The sequence below is a fragment of the Psychromonas sp. KJ10-5 genome, from assembly GCF_055808325.1.
Genome location: NZ_CM147864.1, coordinates 3,012,883 through 3,036,765 on the forward strand (window position 1 = coordinate 3,012,883; position 23,883 = coordinate 3,036,765).

A 23,883-nucleotide genomic window follows, 5' to 3' on the forward strand; every position below is an offset into this window, starting at 1 on the left:
AATCAACCTTCAGCGCTAATAAATACCATAAAAAGAAACCGGCACGACACCACGATAGGGACTGCCAATGTTGACAAATTGAGCATTACGATCTGGAATTTCATCAATAATCATGAGTTTTGCAGAGGAGTTCCCCCAATCTGTCGCATAATTACCTAACGCCTTACCAAAGTTACCTGGAACAAGAATAACGAGGGGTAAATCAATCGTTAAAGTGGATAAGGCTTGATGTATCTTTTGACCTAGCTCTTTGATTTGCATTAGTGTTGCCGCGATAACAGAATCGTCTTCATCTACAATGGGTAGCATTTGAATACACGCCTTACCACTGCGTTGTGCAACGACCGAAATAGCATTGATTAACTCATCTAAATCACAAGTAATATCAAGACGTGCAACAATGGGCACATCATTTAACGGTAATGCAGATGTATCAGGCAAAAACAAAGTTGCTCCCGATATTTCTGTATTATGTAAAGTAAGTCCATAAACGGTAGCTCTGCCCATATTTTCAGGGCGAACATTAGAGATATGTTTTGAAAAGTAAGGATCAGCGATGATTTTTTTAGCCAAATCAATACCTAAGTCACCATAAAAAGTAGTATCAGGCACAGCCTCTTTTTCAGCTAACTTATAAATCAATTCACCAACGCCACCAGAGAACGTCACTAGTGGCGTTTGAACATCGGAAGAAAACGAGAATGGCGTCTGGCATAAACATTGACCAATGCTAGTTTCAAAAAAAGCAGTCTCGCCTAATGTGAGGGCTTTTAATCCCTGTAAATAGAAATTGAGTATTTGATCGAGTAATGCGATTGGTAGAGCATCACCAATTTCAATACTCGCATTCAAGTATTTTAATATTGCATAACCATATTCTGAAATGCCAGCTACTTGGTAAGTCCCAGGGATAAATTGAAAATGCCTTGCACCAATATAGAAGCACCCAGTGCTTTTAACCTGGCCATTTTGGCCTGCAGCGGGATTAGTTGTGCCTCCACCAATATCAAGATTAATTAAAGTCTCATGTTTATAGTGGCGAGACAGTAAAGCAACACACCCCATAAAGGCCAACCATGATTCAAGATTAGGATCATCAACCGTTGCTATAACAGCTTGCCCGATACGGGCTTTAATCAACTTAGCAATATGCTCAGCATTATTGCGTAATGCCGCAAGCCCAGTAATAATAACGCCACCGGAAAAAATGTTTTCTCCAGCCTCTAACCAAGTATCTAACAACTTAGCAATTACATCAGTATCAATTTCAGTCCCTTTGAAAGGGGTAAATTCTACTTTAGAGCGATAAATAATCTCAGGCGCAGAAAATGCCATACGCCCCGTTACTGAATTCATTCCTACGCCGGCCACTGCGATCATGGCACTGCTCGTCGTAGATCCAAAATCCAAACCGATCATTTTTACTTGTTCTTCTTCGCCTTGAACGTTTCCCATTGGTTTATCACCTTGAACAACTTTTGTGCAACTACAATCAAAAGAGATATTCAAAGCATTAGCATTAACTATACCAACTAAAAAAAGTACTTTTACTAGCTCAATAAAGGGGGGAGTACGCAAAGCAGGCTAACAACAAATTTTCAAAATATAATAATCAGCAGATAAACTCATTTTAAGCTCAGTACTTTAAATACGAAAACACGCATTAACACTGGCTTTTGATTAAGTTTATGAAAATCAAAAGTACTATTTACAGGAGTGTTAAAACTAATATGAACAGTGGAGATATAGGCTTAAATAACGTATTAAATTAACCATAAAAATTGAGTTAAAATGCTCAATTAACTATAAAAATAATCGTTCAAAATGAGATAAGCTTATTGAACAATCGTAAAGGAATGCACTTTAAATGTTCGAAAAAGCACCTTTTTAGGTCGAACTAATACATAATGCTAAATAAAAGACAGGCAAATAGAGTGTAAAAATACAAACAGGCTGATAATTTGCGTTATCAGCCCATACATGAACTACTTATGCTTAACCGGACGTTTCCAACCGTTAATGTTTCGTTGCTTAGTACGTGCAACACATAGCGCATTATCAGGTACATCATTTACTACTGTCGTACCCGCTCCAGTAGTCGCACCATTACCGATAGTTACTGGTGCAACGAGTTGGCAATCACTGCCCACAAACACATCATTGCCAATAATGGTTTGATGCTTATTCGCACCATCATAATTACAGGTGATCACACCTGCACCAACATTAACACCACTGCCTACTTGGCTATCGCCAATGTAGCTTAGATGCCCACACTTAGTGCCTTCACCTAATGACGATTTTTTCACTTCAACAAAGTTACCAATATGTACTTCGTTGGCAATCACGGTATCAGGACGGATCCGCGCAAATGGCCCAATAGACGCATGCTCACCAATGTTTGCACCTTCAATGATAGAGTTTGCTTTAATCTCGGTATGATCAGCAATCGAACAATTAGTTAAAATACAACCAGCACCAATTTTGACGCCATAACCTAAGCTTACTTTACCTTCAATAATAACGTTGATATCAATATCGACGTCTTGACCACAGGTTAACTCTCCACGTAAATCAAAACGACTTGGGTCACGTAACATCACACCACTCAGCAATAATTGATTAGCTTTGTCAGCTTGATATGCACGTTCTAAGTTAGCCAGTTGCAGGCGATTATTCACACCTTCTACCTCAAATGCATTTTCAGGTTGAACGGTTTCAATAGATAACCCTTCTTGATAAGCCATCTGAATAATATCCGTTAAATAAAACTCACCCGCCGCATTGTCATTTGATAAGGCAGGTAACCAGCGATTCAGAGCATCTGCATCTGCAACTAAAATACCAGTGTTAACTTCATTAATCGCTAATTGCTCAGGGTTAGCATCTTTTTGCTCAACAATACCAACAACTTGACCATTATTGCGCTCGATACGACCATAACCAGTTGGGTCATCCATTTTGATAGTTAATAAACCAATACCACCTGTAGGCTGCACCGCGACTAATTTTGCTAGAGTCGTTTCTGATAATAACGGCACATCACCATAAACAATCAGAATTTTCTCACCTGATTGGAAGTGTGGTTGCGCCATTTGCATTGCGTGCCCCGTTCCTAACTGTTCAGTTTGCTCAATCCAATTTAAGCGTGCATCTTGGATATTTTGTTTCATGATGTCGCCACCATGCCCATATATTAGGTGAATATTATCTGCGCCAATTCCTTTTACCGTATCAATAACATGTTGCACCATCGGCTTGTCAGCAATTTTATGAAGTACTTTAGGTAGGAGAGAACACATGCGAGTGCCTTTGCCAGCAGCAAGAATAACAACACTTAACGACATAATAGAAACCTTAATATCAGAATAATAAAAAAGTTTATTTTAACGGAGTTTTAGATAAGAACGTATAATAAATGTAAAAGAGTAAAAAATAACCTGAAGTTCATTTGTTATTTTGTGCACTACATGGCTTTAAAAAGCTTCAAATAACAAAATCGCTCTATCACCCACAGCAAGAAGAGTAAAAGATAGAGCAGATAACGCAGAATGACTTATCACTTATAATATATTTGATAAGAATTTTTGTAATCGAGGATGATTAGCTACTGTACCAAAAATATTCTCAGGAATATCGTCAACCAAAAGTACCCCATCTTCCATAAATAACACCCGATCAGCAACTTCATTAGCAAAGCCCATTTCATGTGTTACCACAATCATAGTCATTCCCTCAGCGGCTAATGACTTCATGACATCCAACACTTCCCCGACCATTTCAGGATCAAGCGCTGACGTTGGTTCATCAAATAACATCATGTCCGGCTTCATTGCTAATGCTCTAGCAATCGCAACACGTTGTTGTTGACCGCCCGATAGCTGCGCAGGATAGACGTCCATTTTTTCAGCTAATCCAACACGTTTTAATAAAGTTTGTGCTTCAGCATCTACTTCACTTTTAGGCAATTTAGACACCTTAAGTGGCGCTAGCATGACATTTTCTTTTACCGTCAGATGTGGAAAAAGATTAAAAGATTGGAATACCATACCGACATTTTCACGCAGCTTATTAATGTTGGTACGCTCATCGTACATATTTACACCATCTACAATGATATCGCCATCGGTAATGGTTTCTAGTTGGTTTAAGGTTCTTAGGAATGTTGATTTACCTGACCCAGATGGCCCGATAATCACCACCACTTCTCCACGTTTAATATTAGTGGTCACCTTTTTTAAAGCATGACAATTATTTGGATAAATTTTGTCGACATTAGCGGTAACCACCATGTCATTACCTTTATATGCATTAACCATTATTTGCTAACCTCTTTTCAATACGTTGTATAGCCCAAGATAAAGTTGATGTTAACAATAGATATAAAGCCGCTACCGTAAACCACACTTCAAAAGTAGCAAAACTACCGCTGACGACTTCACGCCCAGCTTTCGTTAAATCGGTAATGGAAATCACCGACACTAATGAAGAATCTTTAATTAAATTAATCAGTTGGCTAGCCATTGGAGGCAGTGTACGTTTGAAAGCTTGTGGTAATATGACATACATCATGGCCTTCGGATAAGTCATCCCTAACGAGCGCGCGGCTTCCATTTGCCCAGGTGAAATAGATTGAATACCAGAACGTAAAATTTCAGCCACATAAGCACCAGTAAATACTGATAAGGCAACAATCCCGGCAGTAAAGCGCTCTAAATCAAATACTGTACCGAGAAAGAAATAAACAATAAAAATCTGCACTAATAACGGCGTACCGCGAATCACTTCAACGTATAATAGAGATAAATTTTTACTAAAAGGATTATTGGAGATACGCATTAATGCTGCCACTAACCCAATAAACAAAGAGAAAAACAATGAGATAACAGAGATTTCCAGAGTGGTTAACAAACCTTCGATTAACACCCCCATTCTAACGTTTTCTTGACGAGCTAATAGATCGCCTTCAAAAATGATATCCCCATCAGACACTAAAATAGTATCAGCATTATTGATAATTCGATCAGGGGCGCCATTATCATAGGTAATGGTCAAGCTATTGTTATTTATGCTAGCGCTACCATCTCCTTGGGCAATAATATCAACGGGAGAAGTATCAACAATGTAAGGTAATACACGATGCCACTGCCAATTATAATTAATCGTTTGCGATGCTGAATAAATTCCAGCAGCAATACCCAAAATAGTAATAGCAAACAATATATGCCATTTAAGCCTGTGTGGTTGTTCTTTCATAAAGTCACCTGGAAAAAGGGAGGGTAAATCAGCGTTAATCGTGCTGATTTTTATCAACTACTTACTGATAATCTTGTTAACAATGAGACCTACTGTTACCTAACAAGTAAATCTCATTATGCTACAACGACACTTATTTAACTTGGCTTAACCAAGCGTCACTGTTGAACCATTTATCGTAAATACGCTGGTAAGAACCATCACCTTTAGTTTGTTTTAAAAAGTTATTTAAAAAGTTCAGCATGTCAGGATCTCCCTGTTTTACTGCCCAACCTAATGGCTCATAAGTAAACGGTTCAAGAATTGCCGATGTTTTACCTTTAGTTTGTGCTGCATAGATAGAGATGAAAGGCATGTCGTAAACCATTGCATCAGCTTTACCATTTACCACTTCTAAAGCCGCATCTGTTTCTGTTTCAAATGCATTGTATTTTGCATTACGTAGCATCTTTTTAACTGACTCTTCTCCAGAGGTACCTAACTTACTTGCCACAATGTAATCAGCACTATTTAAGTCTTTATAACTTAAGATTTTCCCTTTATGTTTTGGGTTTAATAAAATCGCTTGGCCAACAGTAATATAAGGGTCAGCAAAGTTAACACGCATATTACGTTTAGCAGTGATTGTCATACCCGCCATAATTACATGACACTTATTAGTGAGAAGTGCCGGAATAATACCGTCCCACGCAGTATTAACTGGTACATATTTAACGCCCATTTGCTTAGCCATTAATTTACCTAGGTCTACATCAAAGCCTATGTAGTTACCATTTTTTGCCTTCATTTCAAATGGCATATAACCCGCGTCAAAACAGGCTCTTAATTCTCCAGACTCGCTAATATCATCCAAGGTATTAGCCTGTGCAGTTCCCATAGATAGTGCTAATAAAGATGCAGCAGAAGCAAACGTAAACAATTTATTTTTCATACTTGTAATTCCCTCTAGAGTGTCAATATTGTTCAATAGAATAGGCTTAAGGCCTGTATCGCATTTTGTAATAGGTACTCTTCGATACAGCAACAAGCTTGCCAAAAAAACAAGAGCCCCAAAGAAAGAAATAATCAACTGAATATTGTATTAAAAGGAAATATAATTAGGAAAAAACATCAATAAATAGACATAAATTAGCTTAAATACACAAAGCTTTTCTATATTAAATCGCCCTCTCTTAAAAAACGTTCAAAATATCGAACAATAATGTGGCAGGCGCACTTTAAAGGTGCAGACTTTTTCTTCAATTACATAAGCCACCTATATCTATTCAAGCGTACTTTACTCTTAAAAATAACTACCATCATAAAAACCATCAAGCATGCATTAATTATTGTCAGTCAGAATGATCTTCATTAAACAACAGGGCATATAAACTTATAGCAGTGACCAATTCGATAAATGAACATTACTCCTCATAAGTCGACCTGCTTTGATATGCAATAAAGAAGCAGCTATAAAAATAATTATTACTGTAAAAGACTCCTACTTTTTTGCATAATCATTGAGACCAATGCATTCACCTTCAAACTAATGGGCAACCTCATGAAACAAACAATACTAAAAGAGATGTGTGTTGTAGCAGACATCAATGTAGAAAATGAAATTGAACGTCGCGTTAACTTTATTAAAAGCACCTTAAAAAAAGCCTATTGTAAAACACTGGTACTAGGCATCAGTGGCGGTGTTGATTCAAGTACTGCAGGTCGATTATGCCAACTCGCTATAGACCAACTAAACCAACAAGAAAATACCAGCGATTATCAATTTGTTGCCGTTCGTTTACCTTACGCTGTCCAAAAAGATGAAGATGAAGCACAACTTGCTGTGAGCTTTATTCAACCGACTAGCTGTGTCACAGTCAATGTTCAGTCTGGCGCAGACGGTATTCATGAAACGACAGTAGCCGCATTACAAAATAGCCAAGTAAAACTTACTGATAATGCTAATTTTGACTTTGTTAAGGGCAATGTAAAAGCACGCATGCGCATGATTGCACAATATGAAATAGCAGGGTTAACTAATGGTTTAGTAGTCGGTACAGACCATAGTGCTGAAAATATTACAGGCTTCTACACCAAACATGGTGATGGCGCTTGTGATTTAGCTCCACTATTTGGTTTAAGTAAACGTCAAGTGCGAGCATTAGCAAGGCACTTGGGGGCACCAAGTTTGTTAGTTGAAAAAGCACCAACTGCTGACCTTGAAGAAAACCAACCACAACTTGAAGATGAAGTAGCACTGGGTATGACTTATGATCAAATTGATGATTTCTTAGAAGGTAAAGACGTTGCCCCTGAAATAGAAGAGAAATTAATTGCGATTTACCTTCGTACACAGCATAAACGTCAACCTATCCCAACTATTTACGATTAACTAAGGCACTTTTAGCATAATACGCTAAAAAGACTATTTCCAAGTAACAATGACTTACCTTGATGGTTTAATAAAAATTAAGCAATCAAGGTAATTTTCTTGCTTTTTTTTCCTGCAAACCATCAAATCACTAGCCTTGATAATGCCTCTAATGATAGATTCCCTATTCGATTAATGATTAATCGTTCTATTTGAAACTATTAAATTTAAGGAAATATAGACCATGAAAAAAGTGGGTTTAGTTGGTTGGCGCGGTATGGTTGGATCTGTTCTTATGCAAAGAATGCGTGAAGAGAATGATTTTGCAACGATTGAGCCAGTATTTTTCACCACCTCACAAGTTGGTCTTGCATCTCCTGAAGTTGGTAAACCAACTGACACTTTAAAAGATGCGTCTTCAATTGAAGCGCTGTCTGAAATGGATATTATTATTACCTGTCAAGGTGGTGATTACACTAACTCTGTTTACCCGGCACTACGTGAAAGTGGTTGGGATGGTTACTGGATTGATGCAGCTTCTTCATTACGCATGAAAGATGACAGCATCATCGTATTAGACCCAGTAAACAAAGATGTAATCCAACAAGGTTTAACTGATGGTATTAAAACTTACGTGGGCGGTAACTGTACCGTTTCACTAATGTTATTAGCACTAGGTGGTTTATTTGAAGCAGACCTAATCGACTGGGTTGCACCACAAACTTACCAAGCGGCATCAGGTGCTGGTGCACGTAACATGCGTGAATTAATTAGCCAAATGGGTGCAATTGAAGCATCTGTAGCAGACAAACTTGCTGATCCAGCTTCTGCTATTTTAGAAATTGACCAACAAGTTGCAGACTTTATCCGTAGTGATGCATTACCAACAGAACAATTTGGAGCTCCATTAGCGGGCAGCTTAATCCCATGGATTGACGTGCCTATGCCTTCAGGTCAATCTAAAGAAGAGTGGAAAGCACAAGTTGAAGCGAACAAAATCCTAGGTACTAGCGACAAGCAAACACCTATCGATGGTTTATGTGTGCGTATCGGTGCAATGCGTTGTCATAGCCAAGCAATGACTATCAGATTGAAAAAAGATGTATCGGTTGAAGAGATTGAGAAAATCTTAGCGTCTCACAATGAGTGGGTTAAAGTGATTCCAAATGAACGTGAAGCAACAGTTTCTGAATTATCTCCAGCTAAAGTAACAGGCACATTAAGCATTCCTGTAGGTCGTATCCGCAAACTAGCAATGGGCCCTGAATACATCAGTGCATTTACTGTAGGCGACCAACTACTATGGGGTGCTGCAGAGCCACTTCGTCGTATGCTTAACATCTTACAAGAAGCTTAATCTAGGCTTTCCTACCTAGTTTTATTAAGTAATAAAAAAGGCCTCATTGAGGCCTTTTTTGTATCTGCTGACAGACTCGTCCTGAATAAGCTCGAAATTATTCACCTCGTTTACTACGAGACAGTAAATCCATCGCAGCCACATTCACCGCTTTACCTTGATATAAAACGTAATAAATTTGCTCACAGATGGGCATTTCAATATTTACCCGTTTTGCTAGGTTATATACTTCTTCGGTATTGCGGTAACCTTCAACCACTTGACCAATCTCAACCTGCGCTTCATCAATCCCTTTACCTTGGCCTAGGGCTAAGCCAAAACGACGATTACGTGATTGATTATCGGTACAAGTAAGGACGAGATCACCTAATCCAGCCATTCCCATAAAAGAAGACTCAGAAGCACCTAACGCCACACCTAAACGAGTTAACTCAGCTAAACCACGAGTAATTAAGGCAGTACGTGCATTGGCACCAAAACCCAAACCATCGGCTAAGCCTGCGCCAATCGCAATCACATTTTTAACTGCACCGCCAAGTTGTACCGCAACAAAGTCTTCAGACACATAAGTTCTAAAGTTACTAATATTATGAAATAAATCAGCAATATGTTGAGTAAAATCCCTGTCAGACCCAGCAACAGCAACAGCAGTAGGCAACCCTTTAGCCACTTCCATCGCAAAAGTAGGACCTGAAATAACAGCCAGCGGATAATCATCACCAACGATATCGCGAGCGACCTCTTGCAATAAACGACCTGTCTCAGCTTCTAATCCTTTGGTTGCCCAAGCGATACGATGCTCAGCTCGAAGCAAGGGTTTAACCTGCGACAATACCAAACCAAATACATGGCTAGGCACTACTAATAAAATAGTGTCTGTTGCAGCAATACATTTTGCTAAATCACTTTCAGGGTGCAGCCTACTAGGAAAGGTAACATTAGGCAGAAACGCCTTATTTTCACGATCAGTCTGTAAACGTTCAATATGCTCACTGTTGTGACCCCAAATTAAAGTGTCATGCCCATTACGAGCCAGTGATAAAGCCAATGCAGTACCATAAGAGCCTGCACCTAATACCGAAATAGTCGCTTTCTCAGCCATTAATTACCTACCTAGAATAGTGTCAGCAGTCTGCATTAAGAATTTAATGTTTCAGCTTCTGCTTGCTTACTTGCCATCGCTTGTTGGAATAAAGCATCAAAGTTAACTGGTGCTAAATTCAACTGTGGGAAAGTACCACGAGTAACCATGCTTGATACTGCTTCACGAGCATATGGGAATAAGATATTTGGACAGAATGCATTTAGACAATGTGCTAATTGAGCACCTTCAAGGTCAGATACAGAGAAAATACCTGCTTGTTGTACTTCACATAAGAACGCAACATCTTCTTCGACTTTTGCAGTCGCAGTCAGTGATAATGTTACTTCGTATACACCTTCTTCTAATTTCTTAGCCTGCGTATCGATATCCATTTTAACTTCTGGTGCCCACTCTTTTTTGAAGATTTCTGGTGAATTTGGGCATTCAAATGAGATGTCTTTAACGTAAACACGTTGGATATTGAATTCTACTTGCTTGTCTTCTTGTTCTGGCATGATCTTCCCTTAATCTTTAATTAAATTATATTGTTATTGTTTAAGCTAATAATGCATCAAGCTTATCAGCACGCTCTAATGCATACAGTTCATCACAACCGCCGATTGGATTACCATCAATAATGATTTGTGGCACAGTGGTTCCACCAGTGATTTTAGTCATCTCTGGACGTAAAGAACGGTCAGAAACATCAATCTCTTGATATTCAGCTTGTTTACTATCCAATAATTGCTTTGCACGTTGGCAGTATGGGCAATATGGTGTTGTGTACATTGTAATAGCAGCCATAAGTTCTGTTACCTTTTAGTTGTTGGTAAATTCGCAGCTGTCCAGCCACTCATTCCTGAAAATAGGTTATTTACTTGCTCAAAACCAGCTTTAGCTAGTTTATCGCCGGCACCAGAAGAGCGTGTTCCCGTTGCACATACCACTATAATGGGGGTCTGTTTGTTATTTTCAATAGCAGCAAACTTTCCTTCATTAATTTGTGACACAGTTATGTTTTTAGCATTCACGATATGACCTTTCTTAAACTCGTCTGCATTACGCACGTCAACGACGATTGCGTCTTGCTTGTTGATTAATAAAGTCGCTTGTTGTGGGTTAACATTGTTAATCTTGCTTAATTTATTTTTGACTAAGCTATGAATTAACATAACGGCAATAACTACCCATGCTGCGGATAACATCGGGTTATTACTAATAAAATCAATATACTCTTGCATAAGTTGTTTCTTCTTCTCTGTGGATAAATTCGCATCTGAGTATACCCTGTGAAAAACAGAATATCAGCCTTGAGATTTAGAATAATAAATGAAAACGACTTTTTTAGGGCTATTTCGACTTGCTTTGATCTCACGTCGGGCTTTTTCAGTGACAAGACGCACAAATGTTGTAAAATCAAAGTGGAGATAATTTGGACATTATACCAGGACACAATAAGAGGTTTAAAATGACAATGACTAAAAAACCACTAGTTTTATTAATTCTAGATGGCTGGGGAAATCGCCCGGACACACCTGATAACGCAGTATCTAATGCTAAAACACCAGTACTAGACCAACTATGTAAAGACTACGCAAACGGTCTTATTTCTGCGTCAGGTATGGACGTAGGTTTACCAGAGGGTCAAATGGGTAACTCTGAAGTTGGCCATACTAACATCGGTGCAGGTCGTACTGTTTACCAAAGCTTAACTAAAGTAACCAAAGCAATTCAAGATGGCGACTTCTACGAGAACGCAGTTTTTGTAGCAGCAATTGATAAAGCCGTAGCGGCTGACAAAGCAGTACACATAATGGGTCTAGCATCACCAGGTGGTGTTCACTCACACGATGAGCATATCCTCGCAGCTATCGAACTAGCAGCAAAACGTGGTGCTACTAAGATTTTTGTTCACGCATTCTTAGATGGCCGTGATACACCACCACGTAGCGCGAAAGATACACTGACTAAATACGAAGAAAAATACAAAGAGCTAGGTGTAGGCCGTACCGTTTCTTTAGTAGGTCGTTACTTTGCAATGGACCGTGACAATCGTTGGGATCGTGTTGAAGAAGCGTACAACGTATTAACCGCAGCAAAAGGCGCATACACAGCAGATAGCGCATTAGCAGGCCTTAAAGCCGCTTACGCACGTGATGAGAACGATGAATTCGTAAAAGCGACTGTTATCGGTGAAGCTGCACCAATGAACGAAGGCGATGCAGTATTATTCTTAAACTTCCGTGCTGACCGTGCACGTGAATTAACCTACACATTCACAGATGAAAACTTCAGTGGTTTTGAGCGCGCAGTTGTTCCGAATATCCACTTTGCAACATTGACTGAATACGCTGCAGATATCAAAGCACCTGCGGCTTACCCAAGTGAATCACTAACTAATACACTGGGTGAATGGTTATCGAAGAAAGATAAAACACAACTACGTATTTCTGAAACAGAAAAATACGCACACGTGACTTTCTTCTTTAACGGCGGTGTTGAAGATGAGTTTGAAGGTGAAAAACGTTCACTAATCAGCTCTCCTGCGGTAGCAACTTATGATCTACAACCAGAAATGAGCTCAGCAGAACTAACTGAAAAACTAGTTGGCGCAATTAAGAGCAATGAATATGATGTGATCATTTGTAACTACCCGAATGGCGACATGGTAGGCCACACTGGTGTATTTGAAGCAGCAGTAAAAGCATGTGAAGCAGTTGATACATGTATTGGTGAAGTAGTAAGTGCATTACAAGAAGTGGGCGGTGAATGTCTCATCACAGCTGACCATGGTAATGCAGAGCAAATGATTGACCCTGATACAGGTGGCATCCATACTGCTCATACTAACTTGCCAGTGCCATTTATCTACATGGGCCGTGAAGCGACTATCGCTGAAGGCGGACGTCTATGTGATATCGCACCAACTATGTTATCGCTAATGGGATTAGAAATTCCAACAGAGATGACAGGACAACCAATTATTACTGTTAAGTAAGCTTTGGTTATTGGGTACTCTACCTTTGAGTAGGGTATCCAACTCTCCTTTCTACTAATATCTGCATTTAATTTCATCTAATCTCTATAAATTAATTTCGATTCGCATACAATAAGCCGCCATCTCAATTATTTTTATCTAACTTTATTAACATTTGTAAGTCGTATTCATAATTGATATTTTTAAGAAATTCCCTATTCAAGTTATAAGGCCTAAAATCACAGTGATGTTTAACTTATCTAACGACAGAAAACTAAGTTACTTAGCCTTCATCGCTTTTTTTATCACAGTCCTATTCAGCCAGACAGTTACTGCCGCTAACTTAAATACCATTCAACGCCAAATTAAAGAAAACCAACAAACTAAAGCACAACAAGAAAAACAACAAAAGCAGTTAGAAAATGAATTAGAGAAAAGCGAAAAGGCTGTTGCTAGCATCGCCTTAACCGCAAATCAAACCAAAACAGAAATTGAGCAACAACGCACCGCCTTGGTTAACTTACAAAAAGAGACGAAACAGCTCAACGAAGATAAAGCCATTCAACAATCATTATTACAACAACAATTGGTCAGCGCTTATATGACCGGTGAAAATGACCTAGTAAAACTGATTTTGAATCAAGAGGACTTAAGCAAAGTCGTCCGCGCTAGAAGCTACTACAAGTATCTCAATGATGCTCGCTTGGAAAGCATTGAATCACTGCATGAGACAGAGCAAAAACTACTTAAAAACCAAGAGTCTCAAACAAAAACATTAGCCTCGTTAGAAAAGCTTTACGAGCAACAAAAGCAGAGACAAGCTAGCCTGACAGCAGAAAAAAGTAAACGAGACAAAGCTCTACAAGCATTAAGAAAAGATATTAACTATCAAAGTAACAAAATTGCAAAACTCAATAACTCAGAGAAAGCACTCCGCGCTCGTCTTAAAAAAGCAGCAGAAGAGCGCAAGAGACAACAAATAGCAGCAGCTAAAATAGCGGCTGCAAAAGCTCTTAAAAATAAGAATATTGCCAAGGCGAAGGCACAAGCTGAGGCTGAAGCCGCAACCCAAGCAACAGCAAATAACCAAGCAAATAGACAGACAAAAACCAACTCAAAATTAGCCAGCTTAAAAGGCAAACTGAAATGGCCAATTGAAGGTAAAGTACTACACCGTTTTGGTAGTGCACGTAGTAGCCAAGTGAAGTGGAAAGGTATTGCCATCGCCACTAATGAAGGTGAAAAAGTACGTGCGGTTGCAACAGGCAGAGTATTATTTGCCGGTTACTTTAAAGGTTATGGGATGGTGATAGCATTAGATCACAGTGATAACTACATTACTTTATACGGCTACAACCAGACGCTTTTATACAAAGCAGGCGATGTCGTATTAGAAGGTGATGCGATTGCATTAGCAGGTCACAGTGGTGGCCAAGAGAGAAACACATTGTATTTTGAATTAAGCCATAAAGGCACCGCGGAAGACCCATTACGTTGGTTATCAAGAAGATGATTACGTGCTAACCCTATTAAAAAAACTCAGTAAGTTCGTGCTATATATTGGATTAATCTCCTACTCAACGAGTACCTTAGCAAGTAGTATCGGTAAAATAGCGATCATCATCGATGACATTGGCTATAATCGTCATAATCAAGCTTTCTTGAAATTGCCTAAGGCAATTACTTTTGCGATTCTTCCATTTACTCCCTACTCCACTAAAATCGCAAATTTGGCCCATCAACAAAGTCGTGAAGTACTGCTACATATTCCAATGCAAGCACATAGTCATAATCACCTCCTAGGCAAAGGTGCTTTAATGGAACAAATGACCAAACACAGCTTTCAACACACATTAAGCGGTGCACTAGATGATATTCCCTACGCCATAGGTGTAAACAATCACATGGGCAGTAAGCTCACAGAAGAAACTGTTCCAATGCAATGGACTATGGACCTATTGTCCCAGCACGGATTATTCTTTGTGGATAGCTTGACCAGTGCCAAGAGTGTTGCCGCTAAAACGGCTATTGCAGCAGGTTTACCCGCATTAAAAAGACACATATTTCTCGACAATGTACGCACACCAGAAGCGATGGATAAACAGTTTGATCAAGCCATTAAACATAGCTTAACAACACCCTATACCATTTTAATTGGCCACCCTTATCCGGAAACCCTAAGCTACCTGTCACAACGTTTAGGCGCACCAAATAAAGACTTTCAACTAGTCAAACTCAGCCAGCTGATACCTGAAAAACAGCGTATGATGTTAGACCAGAAAAAAGTACAATATGATCATCAACACTTGCTTTACCCTGAAGTAATACCAATTATATTAAATAAGTGATCTAGATTTTGCGTAGGAAAAATGGCTTAGTGAAAGGCGTAAATTAAACCTTTCGAAGATTAACGCCAGACGTTAACTTCTTTAATGGTTATTCTCTTTACGAAATTTACAACGAAGAAATAAAATTTTTAACAAGCAAAATAGAGCAGTTAATAAGTATGATTGGTATAAACCCCCTAAAAATACAATAAATATATAATAGTGAGCACTGTATGCGATTATCCGTTTTTATTGCTGATACTTTATCAACGCAACTAGTCATCGATTTACAAAAAATTTACGGCAATTACTTGCCAGCCACCTCATTAACCACTGAAGCGATCACCGAGCAATTAAATGACTCAACGTCTCGCTTATTTTTAACTATGTTTAATGAGCGCCATATTGGTGGAGTTAAAGTACAAATTACAGGAACAACAGCCACCCTATCTCAATTACAAATTAGAGATCTGACACGCCGCCGTGGTGTAGGTAAAAACCTATTAACACAAGTTGAAAAACAGCTAAAAGCAGAAGGTGTGGCACAAGTTGAATACGCGTTAACAGAAGTTGATGAATCAGCATTATTAGCAACCCAAGCTTTTCTTGTGAATAGTGATTATCAAGTAAATGATGGGATAGCTATTAAAGCGATCTAAACTTAATTTGTGAGCCTTTAATTAATGCTATTTCAAATACAAAAAAACACACCTAGGTGTGTTTTTTATCAAAATTAAGAAGCTTTTAATTAACGCCCCGCTTCAGGAAAATCACCCAGCATCATACTTAAGATATACTGCATTTGAGTGCCTTTATTTATCGCTTTATCGCGCTCTAATTGAGTAAAGCCTTTAAGTGCAGCTCTCCAATAAATTTTCTTGCCTCGATTATCCAAAGCACTCAACATAAATGCTCCTTTTTTATAGCGAGGGTCTAAGCCTTTTTCCCGCACGGTATCAGGCACCAAGCCAAAACGTTGCTCCACTTGGTTATTGGCAACCACATCATCAGCCGCAAATAAAAAGCCAATCACCATTTCAGCTTGATCAGGGTTATCCACTAATTGATACCCTTTAGTACGCATATACTGTTCTATTTGCTGACGTATATACGGTGTTAACACCAACATAGTCGCTTCTTCTTTGGCTAACACAAAGTTGTAATCATCATCCCAACTGTAAGTCGTAAAGGAAGGAAGCACTTTACTCGGTTTACCGCTACTTACTAAGGTTAGAGGTTCAGGTTCGCTAACCTTTGCCTCTTTAACCACAGGTGTACTAGAACAACCCACTAAAACTAGTTGTACAGCCACTAACAGAAATAATAAACGCTTCTTCATCTTACTTCCTTACTCTTCGTGAACGAATGACGCGGCTTTTTGCATCACTTCAATACCAGAACCTGGAATATGGCCATTTTCACTTAAATGGCGTCGCCACGCACGCGCACCAGGTAAACCTTGAAATAACCCCAACATATGACGAGCAATACGATTTAAATGTACGCCTTGCGCCAACTGCCCTTCAATATAAGGATACATTTTTTCTAAAACTTCAAAACGTGTCAACGGCACTTTATCACAACCAAATAACTGCTGGTCAACCTTACTTAGAATATAAGGGTTAGCATAAACCTCACGCCCTAACATTACACCATCAAGGTGTTGTAGATGAGTTTGACAGTCTTCTAAGGTTTTAATTCCTCCATTAATCGCAATGGTTAACTCTGGAAAATCACGCTTTAATTGGTAAACACGCTCATAATCCAGTGGTGGGATATCACGATTTTGTTTTGGACTTAAGCCGCTCAACCACGCTTTACGTGCATGTACAATAAATGTGTCACAGCCCTGCGCTTTCACTTTTTCAACAAAGTCACATAAAAACTCATAAGAATCTAAATCATCGATACCAATACGGGTTTTAACCGTAACAGGTAAATCACAGGCATCACGCATCGCCTTAACTGCATCTCCGACCAATGCACCTTCTGCCATTAAGCAAGCACCAAAGCGACCATTTTGCACTCGGTCAGAAGGGCAACCGACGTTTAAATTAATCTCATCAAAACCGCGTTCAGCCCCAGCTTTAGCAGCTTGTGCTAAATCTAATGGCGCAGAACCACCTAATTGTAACGCTACTGGATGTTCCGCAGCATCTCTTTGTAAGTAATCGCCCTTACCGTATAAAATCGCCCCCGTAGTCACCATCTCGGTATATAGAAGCGTGTTTTTACTCATTAAACGATGGAAGTAACGGCAGTATTGATCAGTCCAATCAAGCATCGGAGCAATAGAAAAGCGGTTTGTAGGGAAATTTTGCATAAAACACCAAGATTAAAATGAAAGACGATCAATAAGCCAAATCAGAGTGTTATATCATTCACATTAAAGAAGTGATTGCTACTAACCTGCAACTGGCATTAAAAGAATAATTATAACAGAAAACCATTGCTTAAAAACGCCATTTAATCCTTGTGTAAAAGCAGAGGTTTAATACTGAACATTACTATCACAGCCTTTTACCTTTCATCCAAACACAGTCTAGGGACCAAAATCACACTTTTATATGCGTAAAAGTGTATCAAATTACATTTTTCTTCATCTAGGTGGGGCAACAGAATGGGGTTAAAGAGTAATGAAGAGAGCAAGTGGAGATGCCGTCTGTAAAAACTAGATAAAACTTCCTAGTTTTCTATAAACCGAAATCAGTCACCTTGTTATTCAGAGCAATTAGGTTTGAAGCGAATGTAAACATGCGATTATAAGCCATACTAGTACTTAGCTAAACACTCTTTAGTAAAAATAAAAAACGCCCTTGTACTTAGTACAAGGGCGTTTCAATAGACATTAAATAGTTACTCTATTAATGAATAACCACCTTGGTTATTTAACTGGCTTTTCAACTTCAGTTAGCATGCCTTTCATTAAGCTTACACAACCAATCAGTAGGATTACTGTAAACGGTAGTGCTGCAATGATAGTGATAGATTGCAGTGCTTGGATAGATTGTGTACCACCGATCCATAGCATCACCATCGCAATTAAACCTGAAATAATGGCCCATACTATTTTTTGCTTCATTGGCACTTCTAATTTACCACCAGCTGTCATGCTATCAATAACGATAGATCCAGAATCTAGAGTGGTTACGAAGAACACGACAATCAGTACAACAGCAATAACAGATAAGATGTCACCAATCGGGTAAGCATCTAACATGTAGAATAAGCTTAGTGACACATCTGTAATGCCTTGCTCTGCCCCTAGTAAACCGACCTTATCGATAATTTGATCAATGGCTACGCCACCAAATACTGACATCCACAATGTAGTGACAACTGTAGGGATGACGAGTACACAAACCAAGAATTCACGGATAGTACGCCCTTTAGAAATACGTGCTACAAACATACCAAAGAACGGTGCGTATGCTACCCACCATGCCCAATAGAACACAGTCCAACCATGTAACCATGAGGTATCATCACGACCTGACGCTTGGCTTAATGGAACGATATTTTTCACGTAACCAACCACTGCTGTTACTAGTGAATCAAGTACAGTAGTGAAGTTTAATACAGCGATTAAACCTAGGAAGATAAAAGCAATCACCATGTTAATGTTACTTAACAGCTTAACTCCGCCGTCCATCCCACGAGTCACCGATAAAATCGCTAAGCCCATGATCAATACAATAATAAACTGTTGTAGATATAAGCTATTTTCAAAACCAAATACATGGCTGATGCCACTCGCAGCTTGTGAACCACCTAAACCTAACGAGGTTGCTAGACCAAACAAGGTTACTAATACCGTCAGTACATCAATCACATCGCCCATCCAGCCCCATACTCTATCGCCTAAAATAGGGTAGAACACAGAACGCATCGATAGTGGTAAACCTTTGTTATACACAAAATAAGCAAGGCATAATGCCGTCATGCCGTAGATTGCCCAAGCATGTAATCCCCAATGAAACGCCGTTGCGCCTAATGCAAGTTCACGACCTTCAGGCGTGAAAGGTGCAGCATTCAATGGTGTTCCATACCAGTTTGTATAGAAAGCCGTTGGTTCTGCTACCCCCCAGAAAATTAAACCAATGCCCATACCGGCAGCAAATAACATTGCAATCCATGAAGTGGTTGAATAGTCCGTTGTCGCTTTATCTCCACCTAAGCGAATTTTACCTAAAGGGGAGAATGCGATGCCTACTGCAAATAGCAGTAAAATATTTGCTCCCCACATAAATAGGAAGTCGAAATTAGATAAAACAGCGCCTTTAATTGAGTCAATTGCAGCTTTTGCATCTGCTGGCTCTAACATTAATAGGGTAACGATAAAAAGAATTGATAAAGCTACTGAAGCAGTAAAAACGGTGTTGTGGACATCAAAACCCCACTTATTAATATTGTCTTGGCCTACTTGATAATCAGTAGATTCTATACTGTATTTTTTAGATTTAAATTTCATAACTTCTGATATTTAGCTACCCACATTAGTAAATAGAAACATCAGCTCCATATTAAATTAATACTTAAATTAGTTATTACGTACCACAAAGAGTGGTAACCAATCACTGTCGTTTTTTATTTTTAGACTATTATGCTTAATAATAAGCGCGGTATTCTAGCATAAAAAAAAATTCAGAAACCCATTACCATAAGACACTAATTTATATAGATGAATAAGGTTTTAATCTGTAAAACATTTTCATTATGTTTATAAAATAAACCATGATTAATTTAATAGTCAATTTGATAATCAACAACCACTTCACCCCAACTTAACGTGAGGTCAGCGATAATATGGTGCGCACTAAGCACTTTCTTCACAGGTAACTCTGCCATTGGTGCTAAGGCATGATTAAACAACTCTAACGCACCTGGCCCTGACCATGCCTCTTTCACGATAACATCTTGCATATGATACTTAACTAATTGCGTAATCAGCGGCGTGTTATCTACATTAGGAATAATTTTTAATAGGTAACCCGGCTCAGTTTCCATGCTCTGTTTTACTTGTTCAAGATCCATGGCATGCCATTTGTAGGGCATAGTCGCTCTGGCTATTTCACATTTGCCAAAAAATACTCGTCCTAAAACACAGTCTGAATCGCACAATAGCTCTGGTTGTGCATACTTTTTAGGAAAGCCCCAAATTTCACGACCCGCAGCAATGGCCGGGAAGTTATTTAAATACATTTGATGAACATACTGTCCTGGTTGCCCGTTTAAGGTAACAGGAATAATCTGACCAGACTCTGTGAATGAGCCAAACCCTCTAAAGTCTTCCATCTTAATCACTTCAAACTTAACGATCGGTTGGTCGAATTTCAAAGGCTCAGGTACAACGCCATCCAATGCACTGCGGTCGGTTTCATAAGTCACAATAAAGAACTCCCTATTGATACATCGTACTTTATCTGGTCCTACTGTTGGCGCTGTAGCGGGCATCGAGGTAAGTTGTTTAATTTTATCAAAATTCATTGTTTTTTCGGCCTGTCTTAGTATCGAAAATAAAGGTGTATTGTTATGTGTTTAATCTAGGCTGACAAAGGAATTAAAAGACAGGGGTATAACTTTATGGAATGCAAAAAAATACCGCGTTTACAGAGTAAACGCGGTATTAAATTAGGAACACTTAAAGGTTAAGCATTTACTGTTTGTGTGTTGTCTGAATGCGCCTCAGCGGCATCATTGATGTCACGACGTTTACGTTGTAATCTCATGATAATAAACAATAATAATAGCGCTGGTACATAGAACCATTGTTTAGCAGGGCGCACTACTGGCACACCTACATCGACAATAATTTGGTCAAAATCAAAGCCGACTTTTTCAGCAGTACTATCAAAACCAATACCATCAACCATGATTGAACCATCTTCCTGTGGAAGTAGCTCTAAACCATAGTTTTCTAGACGCTCTTGGCCTGTTTCACCTTCACCAACCAGCATTAACATGGTGAGTGTCACTGGGTCACCCACATCATTTTGGCCGTTAACTAATACACGTAACTCAGTCCCCGGATCAACCTCTTCCATCACATTGACTAACTCAGTACCAGCACGCTCATCATAAGGAGGGATCACATAGTCCATCCAGAAACCTGGACGGAATAACGTGAATGCAATAATCAATAGTGCAAATGATTCCCACAGTTTTGATTTAGCGATAAAGTAACCTTGTGTACCTGCGGTAAATATCAACATCGCCATGGTGGCGGTAATAAATATCGCTATCCCTTCTAAGAAGGTCACATCCATTAACAATAAATCGGTGTTAAAGATGAATAGGAATGGCAATAAAGCGGTACGCAATGAGTAGAAGAAGGCAACAAAACCTGTCTTAATTGGATCACCACCCGATACCGCTGCCGCCGCAAAGGATGCTAAGCCTACCGGAGGTGTTACATCAGCCATGATCCCGAAATAAAACACAAACATGTGTACTGCAATCAGTGGCACGATCAACCCATTTTGTTGGCCTAAACTAACAATCACAGGTGCTAATAAAGACGATACAACAATATAGTTTGCGGTAGTCGGTAAGCCCATACCTAGAATAAGGCTGAGAATACCTGTCCAAACTAAGATCAACATGATCTGTCCCATGGACAAGAATTCAACCAAGGCAGCCAGTTTTAAACCAATACCCGTTTGTGATACCGCACCAACAATAATACCGGCAGCAGCTGTTGCGATAGCAATACCGATCATATTTCTTGCACCAGTGATCATACCGTCAATCAACTCACTAAAGCCTTGTTTTACCATACCTGATGTTGATTTTTTACGGAAGAAAGCAAATAGGTGACGTTGTGTTAATAGAATGAAAATCATCAGAGAAGTAGCATAGAATGCAGATAACCCTGGTGATTTACGTTCGATCATCAGGCACCAAATTAATACCACAACAGGCAATAAGAAGTGCAATCCAGACTTCACCGTTGGGCCTGTCTCAGGCAAGCTAAGTACTGGCGAATTAGGATCGTCCATAACTAAATCAGGGTAAGCGGAGCTGATTTTTACCAATACAACATAGGTTATTGCAACTAATGCAGCCACTACCCAGAATAGTAAATCAGGTGCAACAAAAGACTTCAACAAGCTAACTACAAAGAACAAACCAAAGGCACCAATGACTAAGTTACCTAATACAATTGCACCGGTAGAAATAGTGTTAGCTAACTTATCTTCACTGGCCTTTGCTTTGAGCTTTTTAAATACTAGGTACTGAATAGCAATAACCGCTAATACTAAACCTAAACGAGCTTCAGTCGTTGCTAATGCCTCATACAACTCAGATAAGTAAAAAGCACCACCTGCTAATGCAATGATAGGTAACAGTGTCATTGCCCAAGAGATTAATACGTCTTTAGCCGTTTTAACTTCACCTTCACGTGTTAAACCTTTCATATTTAGCTTCATCGCTTCTAAATGCACGATATAAACCAATGCAATATAAGAGATGATAGCCGGTAAAAAAGCGTGTTTTACTACGTCAAAGTAAGGAATATTCACATATTCCACCATTAAGAACGCCGCCGCTCCCATTACTGGTGGCATGATTTGACCATTAACCGATGAAGCAACTTCTACAGCGCCAGCCTTTTCAGAAGAGAAACCAACACGTTTCATCATCGGAATTGTAAAGGTACCTGTGGTTACTACGTTAGCAATCGAAGAACCAGAAATAAGCCCAGTCATACCCGATGCAACTACTGCTGCTTTTGCAGGACCACCACGTAGATGGCCCATTAAAGAGAAAGCAACTTTAATGAAGTAGTTACCTGCACCCGCACGATCTAATAACGCACCAAACAGTACAAATAAGAATACAAGGTCCGTTGATACGCCTAGCGCAATACCAAATACGCCTTCAGAAAATAGCCATTGATGGTCCATAACACCACCAAATGTTGAGCCTTTCCAAGCAATCAACTCAGGTGCATAAGGCCCTAAGAAGGTATAACCTAAGAAAATCATAGCAACCACCATCAATGGTGGACCTAAGGCACGTCTAGTGGCTTCTAGTAAAGTCAGCATTCCCACAATAGCCACACCGATATCCACAGGATTAGGCGCACTTGGGCGGTCGCTTAAGCGAATGCCAAAAATACTATCCACTAACATGGAATCAGCAATAAATGGATACAAAGCACAAAGGCTGGCAATGATCGCTAATCCCCAATCAGCCATTGGTACTTTGCTGCGTGAAGAAGCTTTAAAAGCTGGATAAGCAAGGAAGGCTAAGAAGATAGCAAACCCTAAATGGATTGATCTTGCTTCCCCACTTGAGAATACACCCCAACCAAATAAGAAAGGCAGAGGAGATGCGATCCAAACTTGGAATATAGACCAAGTTAACGCCACACCCGCCATCAATTTAACTATCTTTTGATTGGTTGGATTTCTTCCTCCGGTATCAGTGGAAGCGACGAGATCTTGTAATTCCTCATCATTCATTAGTGTTTTTTCAGTCATCAGAAAATTTCCTATTGATACGCATGACAATGCGATCTTGTGTTAC

At 39.3% G+C, this 23,883-nt stretch carries 20 protein-coding genes; 6 read left to right on the plus strand and 14 right to left on the minus strand.

What is annotated here, in order from left to right; all coding sequences use genetic code 11:
• Positions 1-15: 15 nt before the first annotated feature.
• The 5 genes from AC0L3W_RS13155 to AC0L3W_RS13175 form a co-directional block, all read right to left on the minus strand.
• Entirely contained in the window at positions 16-1,455 is a 1,440-nt protein-coding gene (locus AC0L3W_RS13155) for an ethanolamine ammonia-lyase reactivating factor EutA (protein WP_409440318.1), read from the minus strand.
• 530 nt (positions 1,456-1,985) lie between these two features.
• On the minus strand, positions 1,986-3,347 hold the full coding sequence (gene glmU / locus AC0L3W_RS13160) for a bifunctional UDP-N-acetylglucosamine diphosphorylase/glucosamine-1-phosphate N-acetyltransferase GlmU (protein WP_409440317.1): 1,362 nt from the start codon (positions 3,345-3,347) through the stop codon (positions 1,986-1,988).
• Between the two features lie 216 nt (positions 3,348-3,563).
• On the minus strand, positions 3,564-4,292 hold the full coding sequence (locus AC0L3W_RS13165; RefSeq protein WP_290041074.1) for an amino acid ABC transporter ATP-binding protein: 729 nt from the start codon (positions 4,290-4,292) through the stop codon (positions 3,564-3,566).
• Between the two features lie 19 nt (positions 4,293-4,311).
• Positions 4,312-5,256 carry an amino acid ABC transporter permease gene (locus AC0L3W_RS13170; RefSeq protein ID WP_290040961.1) on the minus strand — a complete coding sequence of 315 codons (945 nt, stop codon included), beginning with the start codon at positions 5,254-5,256 and terminating at the stop codon, positions 4,312-4,314.
• A gap of 133 nt (positions 5,257-5,389) precedes the next feature.
• The gene (locus tag AC0L3W_RS13175; RefSeq protein WP_290040962.1) at positions 5,390-6,187 is read right to left on the minus strand and encodes a transporter substrate-binding domain-containing protein; all 798 of its coding nucleotides are present in this window, start codon (positions 6,185-6,187) and stop codon (positions 5,390-5,392) included.
• 609 nt (positions 6,188-6,796) lie between these two features.
• On the opposite strand from AC0L3W_RS13175, the gene nadE reads away from it, so the two are divergent.
• The gene (gene nadE, locus AC0L3W_RS13180) at positions 6,797-7,627 is read left to right on the plus strand and encodes an ammonia-dependent NAD(+) synthetase (RefSeq protein WP_290040964.1); all 831 of its coding nucleotides are present in this window, start codon (positions 6,797-6,799) and stop codon (positions 7,625-7,627) included.
• Positions 7,628-7,850: 223 nt separating this feature from the next.
• On the plus strand, positions 7,851-8,963 hold the full coding sequence (gene asd, locus AC0L3W_RS13185; RefSeq protein WP_409440316.1) for an aspartate-semialdehyde dehydrogenase: 1,113 nt from the start codon (positions 7,851-7,853) through the stop codon (positions 8,961-8,963).
• A 97-nt stretch (positions 8,964-9,060) separates the two neighbouring features.
• Here the strand turns inward: asd and gpsA are convergent, their stop codons facing one another.
• The 4 genes from gpsA to AC0L3W_RS13205 are packed head-to-tail and all read right to left on the minus strand — an operon-like array spanning position 9,061 to position 11,288.
• The gene (gene gpsA, locus AC0L3W_RS13190) at positions 9,061-10,065 is read right to left on the minus strand and encodes an NAD(P)H-dependent glycerol-3-phosphate dehydrogenase (RefSeq protein ID WP_290040968.1); all 1,005 of its coding nucleotides are present in this window, start codon (positions 10,063-10,065) and stop codon (positions 9,061-9,063) included.
• A gap of 35 nt (positions 10,066-10,100) precedes the next feature.
• Positions 10,101-10,562 (minus strand): protein-export chaperone SecB, encoded by a 462-nt coding sequence (secB, locus tag AC0L3W_RS13195; protein ID WP_290040970.1) that lies wholly within the window; start codon positions 10,560-10,562, stop codon positions 10,101-10,103.
• A 40-nt stretch (positions 10,563-10,602) separates the two neighbouring features.
• The gene (grxC, locus tag AC0L3W_RS13200; protein WP_290040972.1) at positions 10,603-10,851 is read right to left on the minus strand and encodes a glutaredoxin 3; all 249 of its coding nucleotides are present in this window, start codon (positions 10,849-10,851) and stop codon (positions 10,603-10,605) included.
• A gap of 8 nt (positions 10,852-10,859) precedes the next feature.
• Entirely contained in the window at positions 10,860-11,288 is a 429-nt protein-coding gene (locus AC0L3W_RS13205) for a rhodanese-like domain-containing protein (RefSeq protein ID WP_290040974.1), read from the minus strand.
• A gap of 227 nt (positions 11,289-11,515) precedes the next feature.
• Here AC0L3W_RS13205 and gpmM point away from each other — a divergent pair, with 227 nt between their 5' ends.
• The 4 genes from gpmM (at position 11,516) to panM (ending at position 16,010) form a co-directional block, all read left to right on the plus strand.
• Positions 11,516-13,045 (plus strand): 2,3-bisphosphoglycerate-independent phosphoglycerate mutase, encoded by a 1,530-nt coding sequence (gpmM, locus tag AC0L3W_RS13210; protein WP_409440315.1) that lies wholly within the window; start codon positions 11,516-11,518, stop codon positions 13,043-13,045.
• 226 nt (positions 13,046-13,271) lie between these two features.
• Positions 13,272-14,537, plus strand: coding sequence for a murein hydrolase activator EnvC family protein (locus AC0L3W_RS13215; protein WP_290041076.1), 1,266 nt, complete (start codon positions 13,272-13,274; stop codon positions 14,535-14,537).
• A gap of 37 nt (positions 14,538-14,574) precedes the next feature.
• A complete protein-coding gene (locus AC0L3W_RS13220; protein ID WP_290040977.1) occupies positions 14,575-15,372 on the plus strand; it encodes a divergent polysaccharide deacetylase family protein in 798 nt (265 codons plus the stop codon).
• Between the two features lie 212 nt (positions 15,373-15,584).
• On the plus strand, positions 15,585-16,010 hold the full coding sequence (panM, locus tag AC0L3W_RS13225; protein WP_409440314.1) for an aspartate 1-decarboxylase autocleavage activator PanM: 426 nt from the start codon (positions 15,585-15,587) through the stop codon (positions 16,008-16,010).
• 89 nt (positions 16,011-16,099) lie between these two features.
• Here the strand turns inward: panM and AC0L3W_RS13230 are convergent, their stop codons facing one another.
• The 5 genes from AC0L3W_RS13230 to AC0L3W_RS13250 form a co-directional block, all read right to left on the minus strand.
• Positions 16,100-16,690 (minus strand): DUF4136 domain-containing protein, encoded by a 591-nt coding sequence (locus tag AC0L3W_RS13230; protein WP_409440313.1) that lies wholly within the window; start codon positions 16,688-16,690, stop codon positions 16,100-16,102.
• A gap of 9 nt (positions 16,691-16,699) precedes the next feature.
• Positions 16,700-17,674 (minus strand): tRNA dihydrouridine(20/20a) synthase DusA, encoded by a 975-nt coding sequence (gene dusA, locus AC0L3W_RS13235; protein WP_290040983.1) that lies wholly within the window; start codon positions 17,672-17,674, stop codon positions 16,700-16,702.
• 561 nt (positions 17,675-18,235) lie between these two features.
• The gene (locus AC0L3W_RS13240; protein WP_290040985.1) at positions 18,236-19,822 is read right to left on the minus strand and encodes a BCCT family transporter; all 1,587 of its coding nucleotides are present in this window, start codon (positions 19,820-19,822) and stop codon (positions 18,236-18,238) included.
• A gap of 272 nt (positions 19,823-20,094) precedes the next feature.
• Positions 20,095-20,838 (minus strand): acetoacetate decarboxylase, encoded by a 744-nt coding sequence (locus AC0L3W_RS13245; protein WP_409440312.1) that lies wholly within the window; start codon positions 20,836-20,838, stop codon positions 20,095-20,097.
• A 161-nt stretch (positions 20,839-20,999) separates the two neighbouring features.
• Positions 21,000-23,837 carry a TRAP transporter permease gene (locus AC0L3W_RS13250; RefSeq protein ID WP_290041006.1) on the minus strand — a complete coding sequence of 946 codons (2,838 nt, stop codon included), beginning with the start codon at positions 23,835-23,837 and terminating at the stop codon, positions 21,000-21,002.
• Between the last annotated feature and the right edge of the window lie 46 nt (positions 23,838-23,883).

Coding starts and splice junctions, on each gene's coding strand:
- AC0L3W_RS13155 (WP_409440318.1), bottom strand. CDS start 1,455: ATGGGAAACGTTCAAGGCGAAGAAGAACAAGTAAAAATGATCGGTTTG.
- glmU (WP_409440317.1), bottom strand. CDS start 3,347: ATGTCGTTAAGTGTTGTTATTCTTGCTGCTGGCAAAGGCACTCGCATG.
- AC0L3W_RS13165 (WP_290041074.1), bottom strand. CDS start 4,292: ATGGTGGTTACCGCTAATGTCGACAAAATTTATCCAAATAATTGTCAT.
- AC0L3W_RS13170 (WP_290040961.1), bottom strand. CDS start 5,256: ATGAAAGAACAACCACACAGGCTTAAATGGCATATATTGTTTGCTATT.
- AC0L3W_RS13175 (WP_290040962.1), bottom strand. CDS start 6,187: ATGAAAAATAAATTGTTTACGTTTGCTTCTGCTGCATCTTTATTAGCA.
- nadE (WP_290040964.1), top strand. CDS start 6,797: ATGAAACAAACAATACTAAAAGAGATGTGTGTTGTAGCAGACATCAAT.
- asd (WP_409440316.1), top strand. CDS start 7,851: ATGAAAAAAGTGGGTTTAGTTGGTTGGCGCGGTATGGTTGGATCTGTT.
- gpsA (WP_290040968.1), bottom strand. CDS start 10,065: ATGGCTGAGAAAGCGACTATTTCGGTATTAGGTGCAGGCTCTTATGGT.
- secB (WP_290040970.1), bottom strand. CDS start 10,562: ATGCCAGAACAAGAAGACAAGCAAGTAGAATTCAATATCCAACGTGTT.
- grxC (WP_290040972.1), bottom strand. CDS start 10,851: ATGGCTGCTATTACAATGTACACAACACCATATTGCCCATACTGCCAA.
- AC0L3W_RS13205 (WP_290040974.1), bottom strand. CDS start 11,288: ATGCAAGAGTATATTGATTTTATTAGTAATAACCCGATGTTATCCGCA.
- gpmM (WP_409440315.1), top strand. CDS start 11,516: ATGACAATGACTAAAAAACCACTAGTTTTATTAATTCTAGATGGCTGG.
- AC0L3W_RS13215 (WP_290041076.1), top strand. CDS start 13,272: ATGTTTAACTTATCTAACGACAGAAAACTAAGTTACTTAGCCTTCATC.
- panM (WP_409440314.1), top strand. CDS start 15,585: ATGCGATTATCCGTTTTTATTGCTGATACTTTATCAACGCAACTAGTC.
- AC0L3W_RS13230 (WP_409440313.1), bottom strand. CDS start 16,690: ATGAAGAAGCGTTTATTATTTCTGTTAGTGGCTGTACAACTAGTTTTA.
- dusA (WP_290040983.1), bottom strand. CDS start 17,674: ATGCAAAATTTCCCTACAAACCGCTTTTCTATTGCTCCGATGCTTGAT.
- AC0L3W_RS13240 (WP_290040985.1), bottom strand. CDS start 19,822: ATGAAATTTAAATCTAAAAAATACAGTATAGAATCTACTGATTATCAA.
- AC0L3W_RS13245 (WP_409440312.1), bottom strand. CDS start 20,838: ATGAATTTTGATAAAATTAAACAACTTACCTCGATGCCCGCTACAGCG.
- AC0L3W_RS13250 (WP_290041006.1), bottom strand. CDS start 23,837: ATGACTGAAAAAACACTAATGAATGATGAGGAATTACAAGATCTCGTC.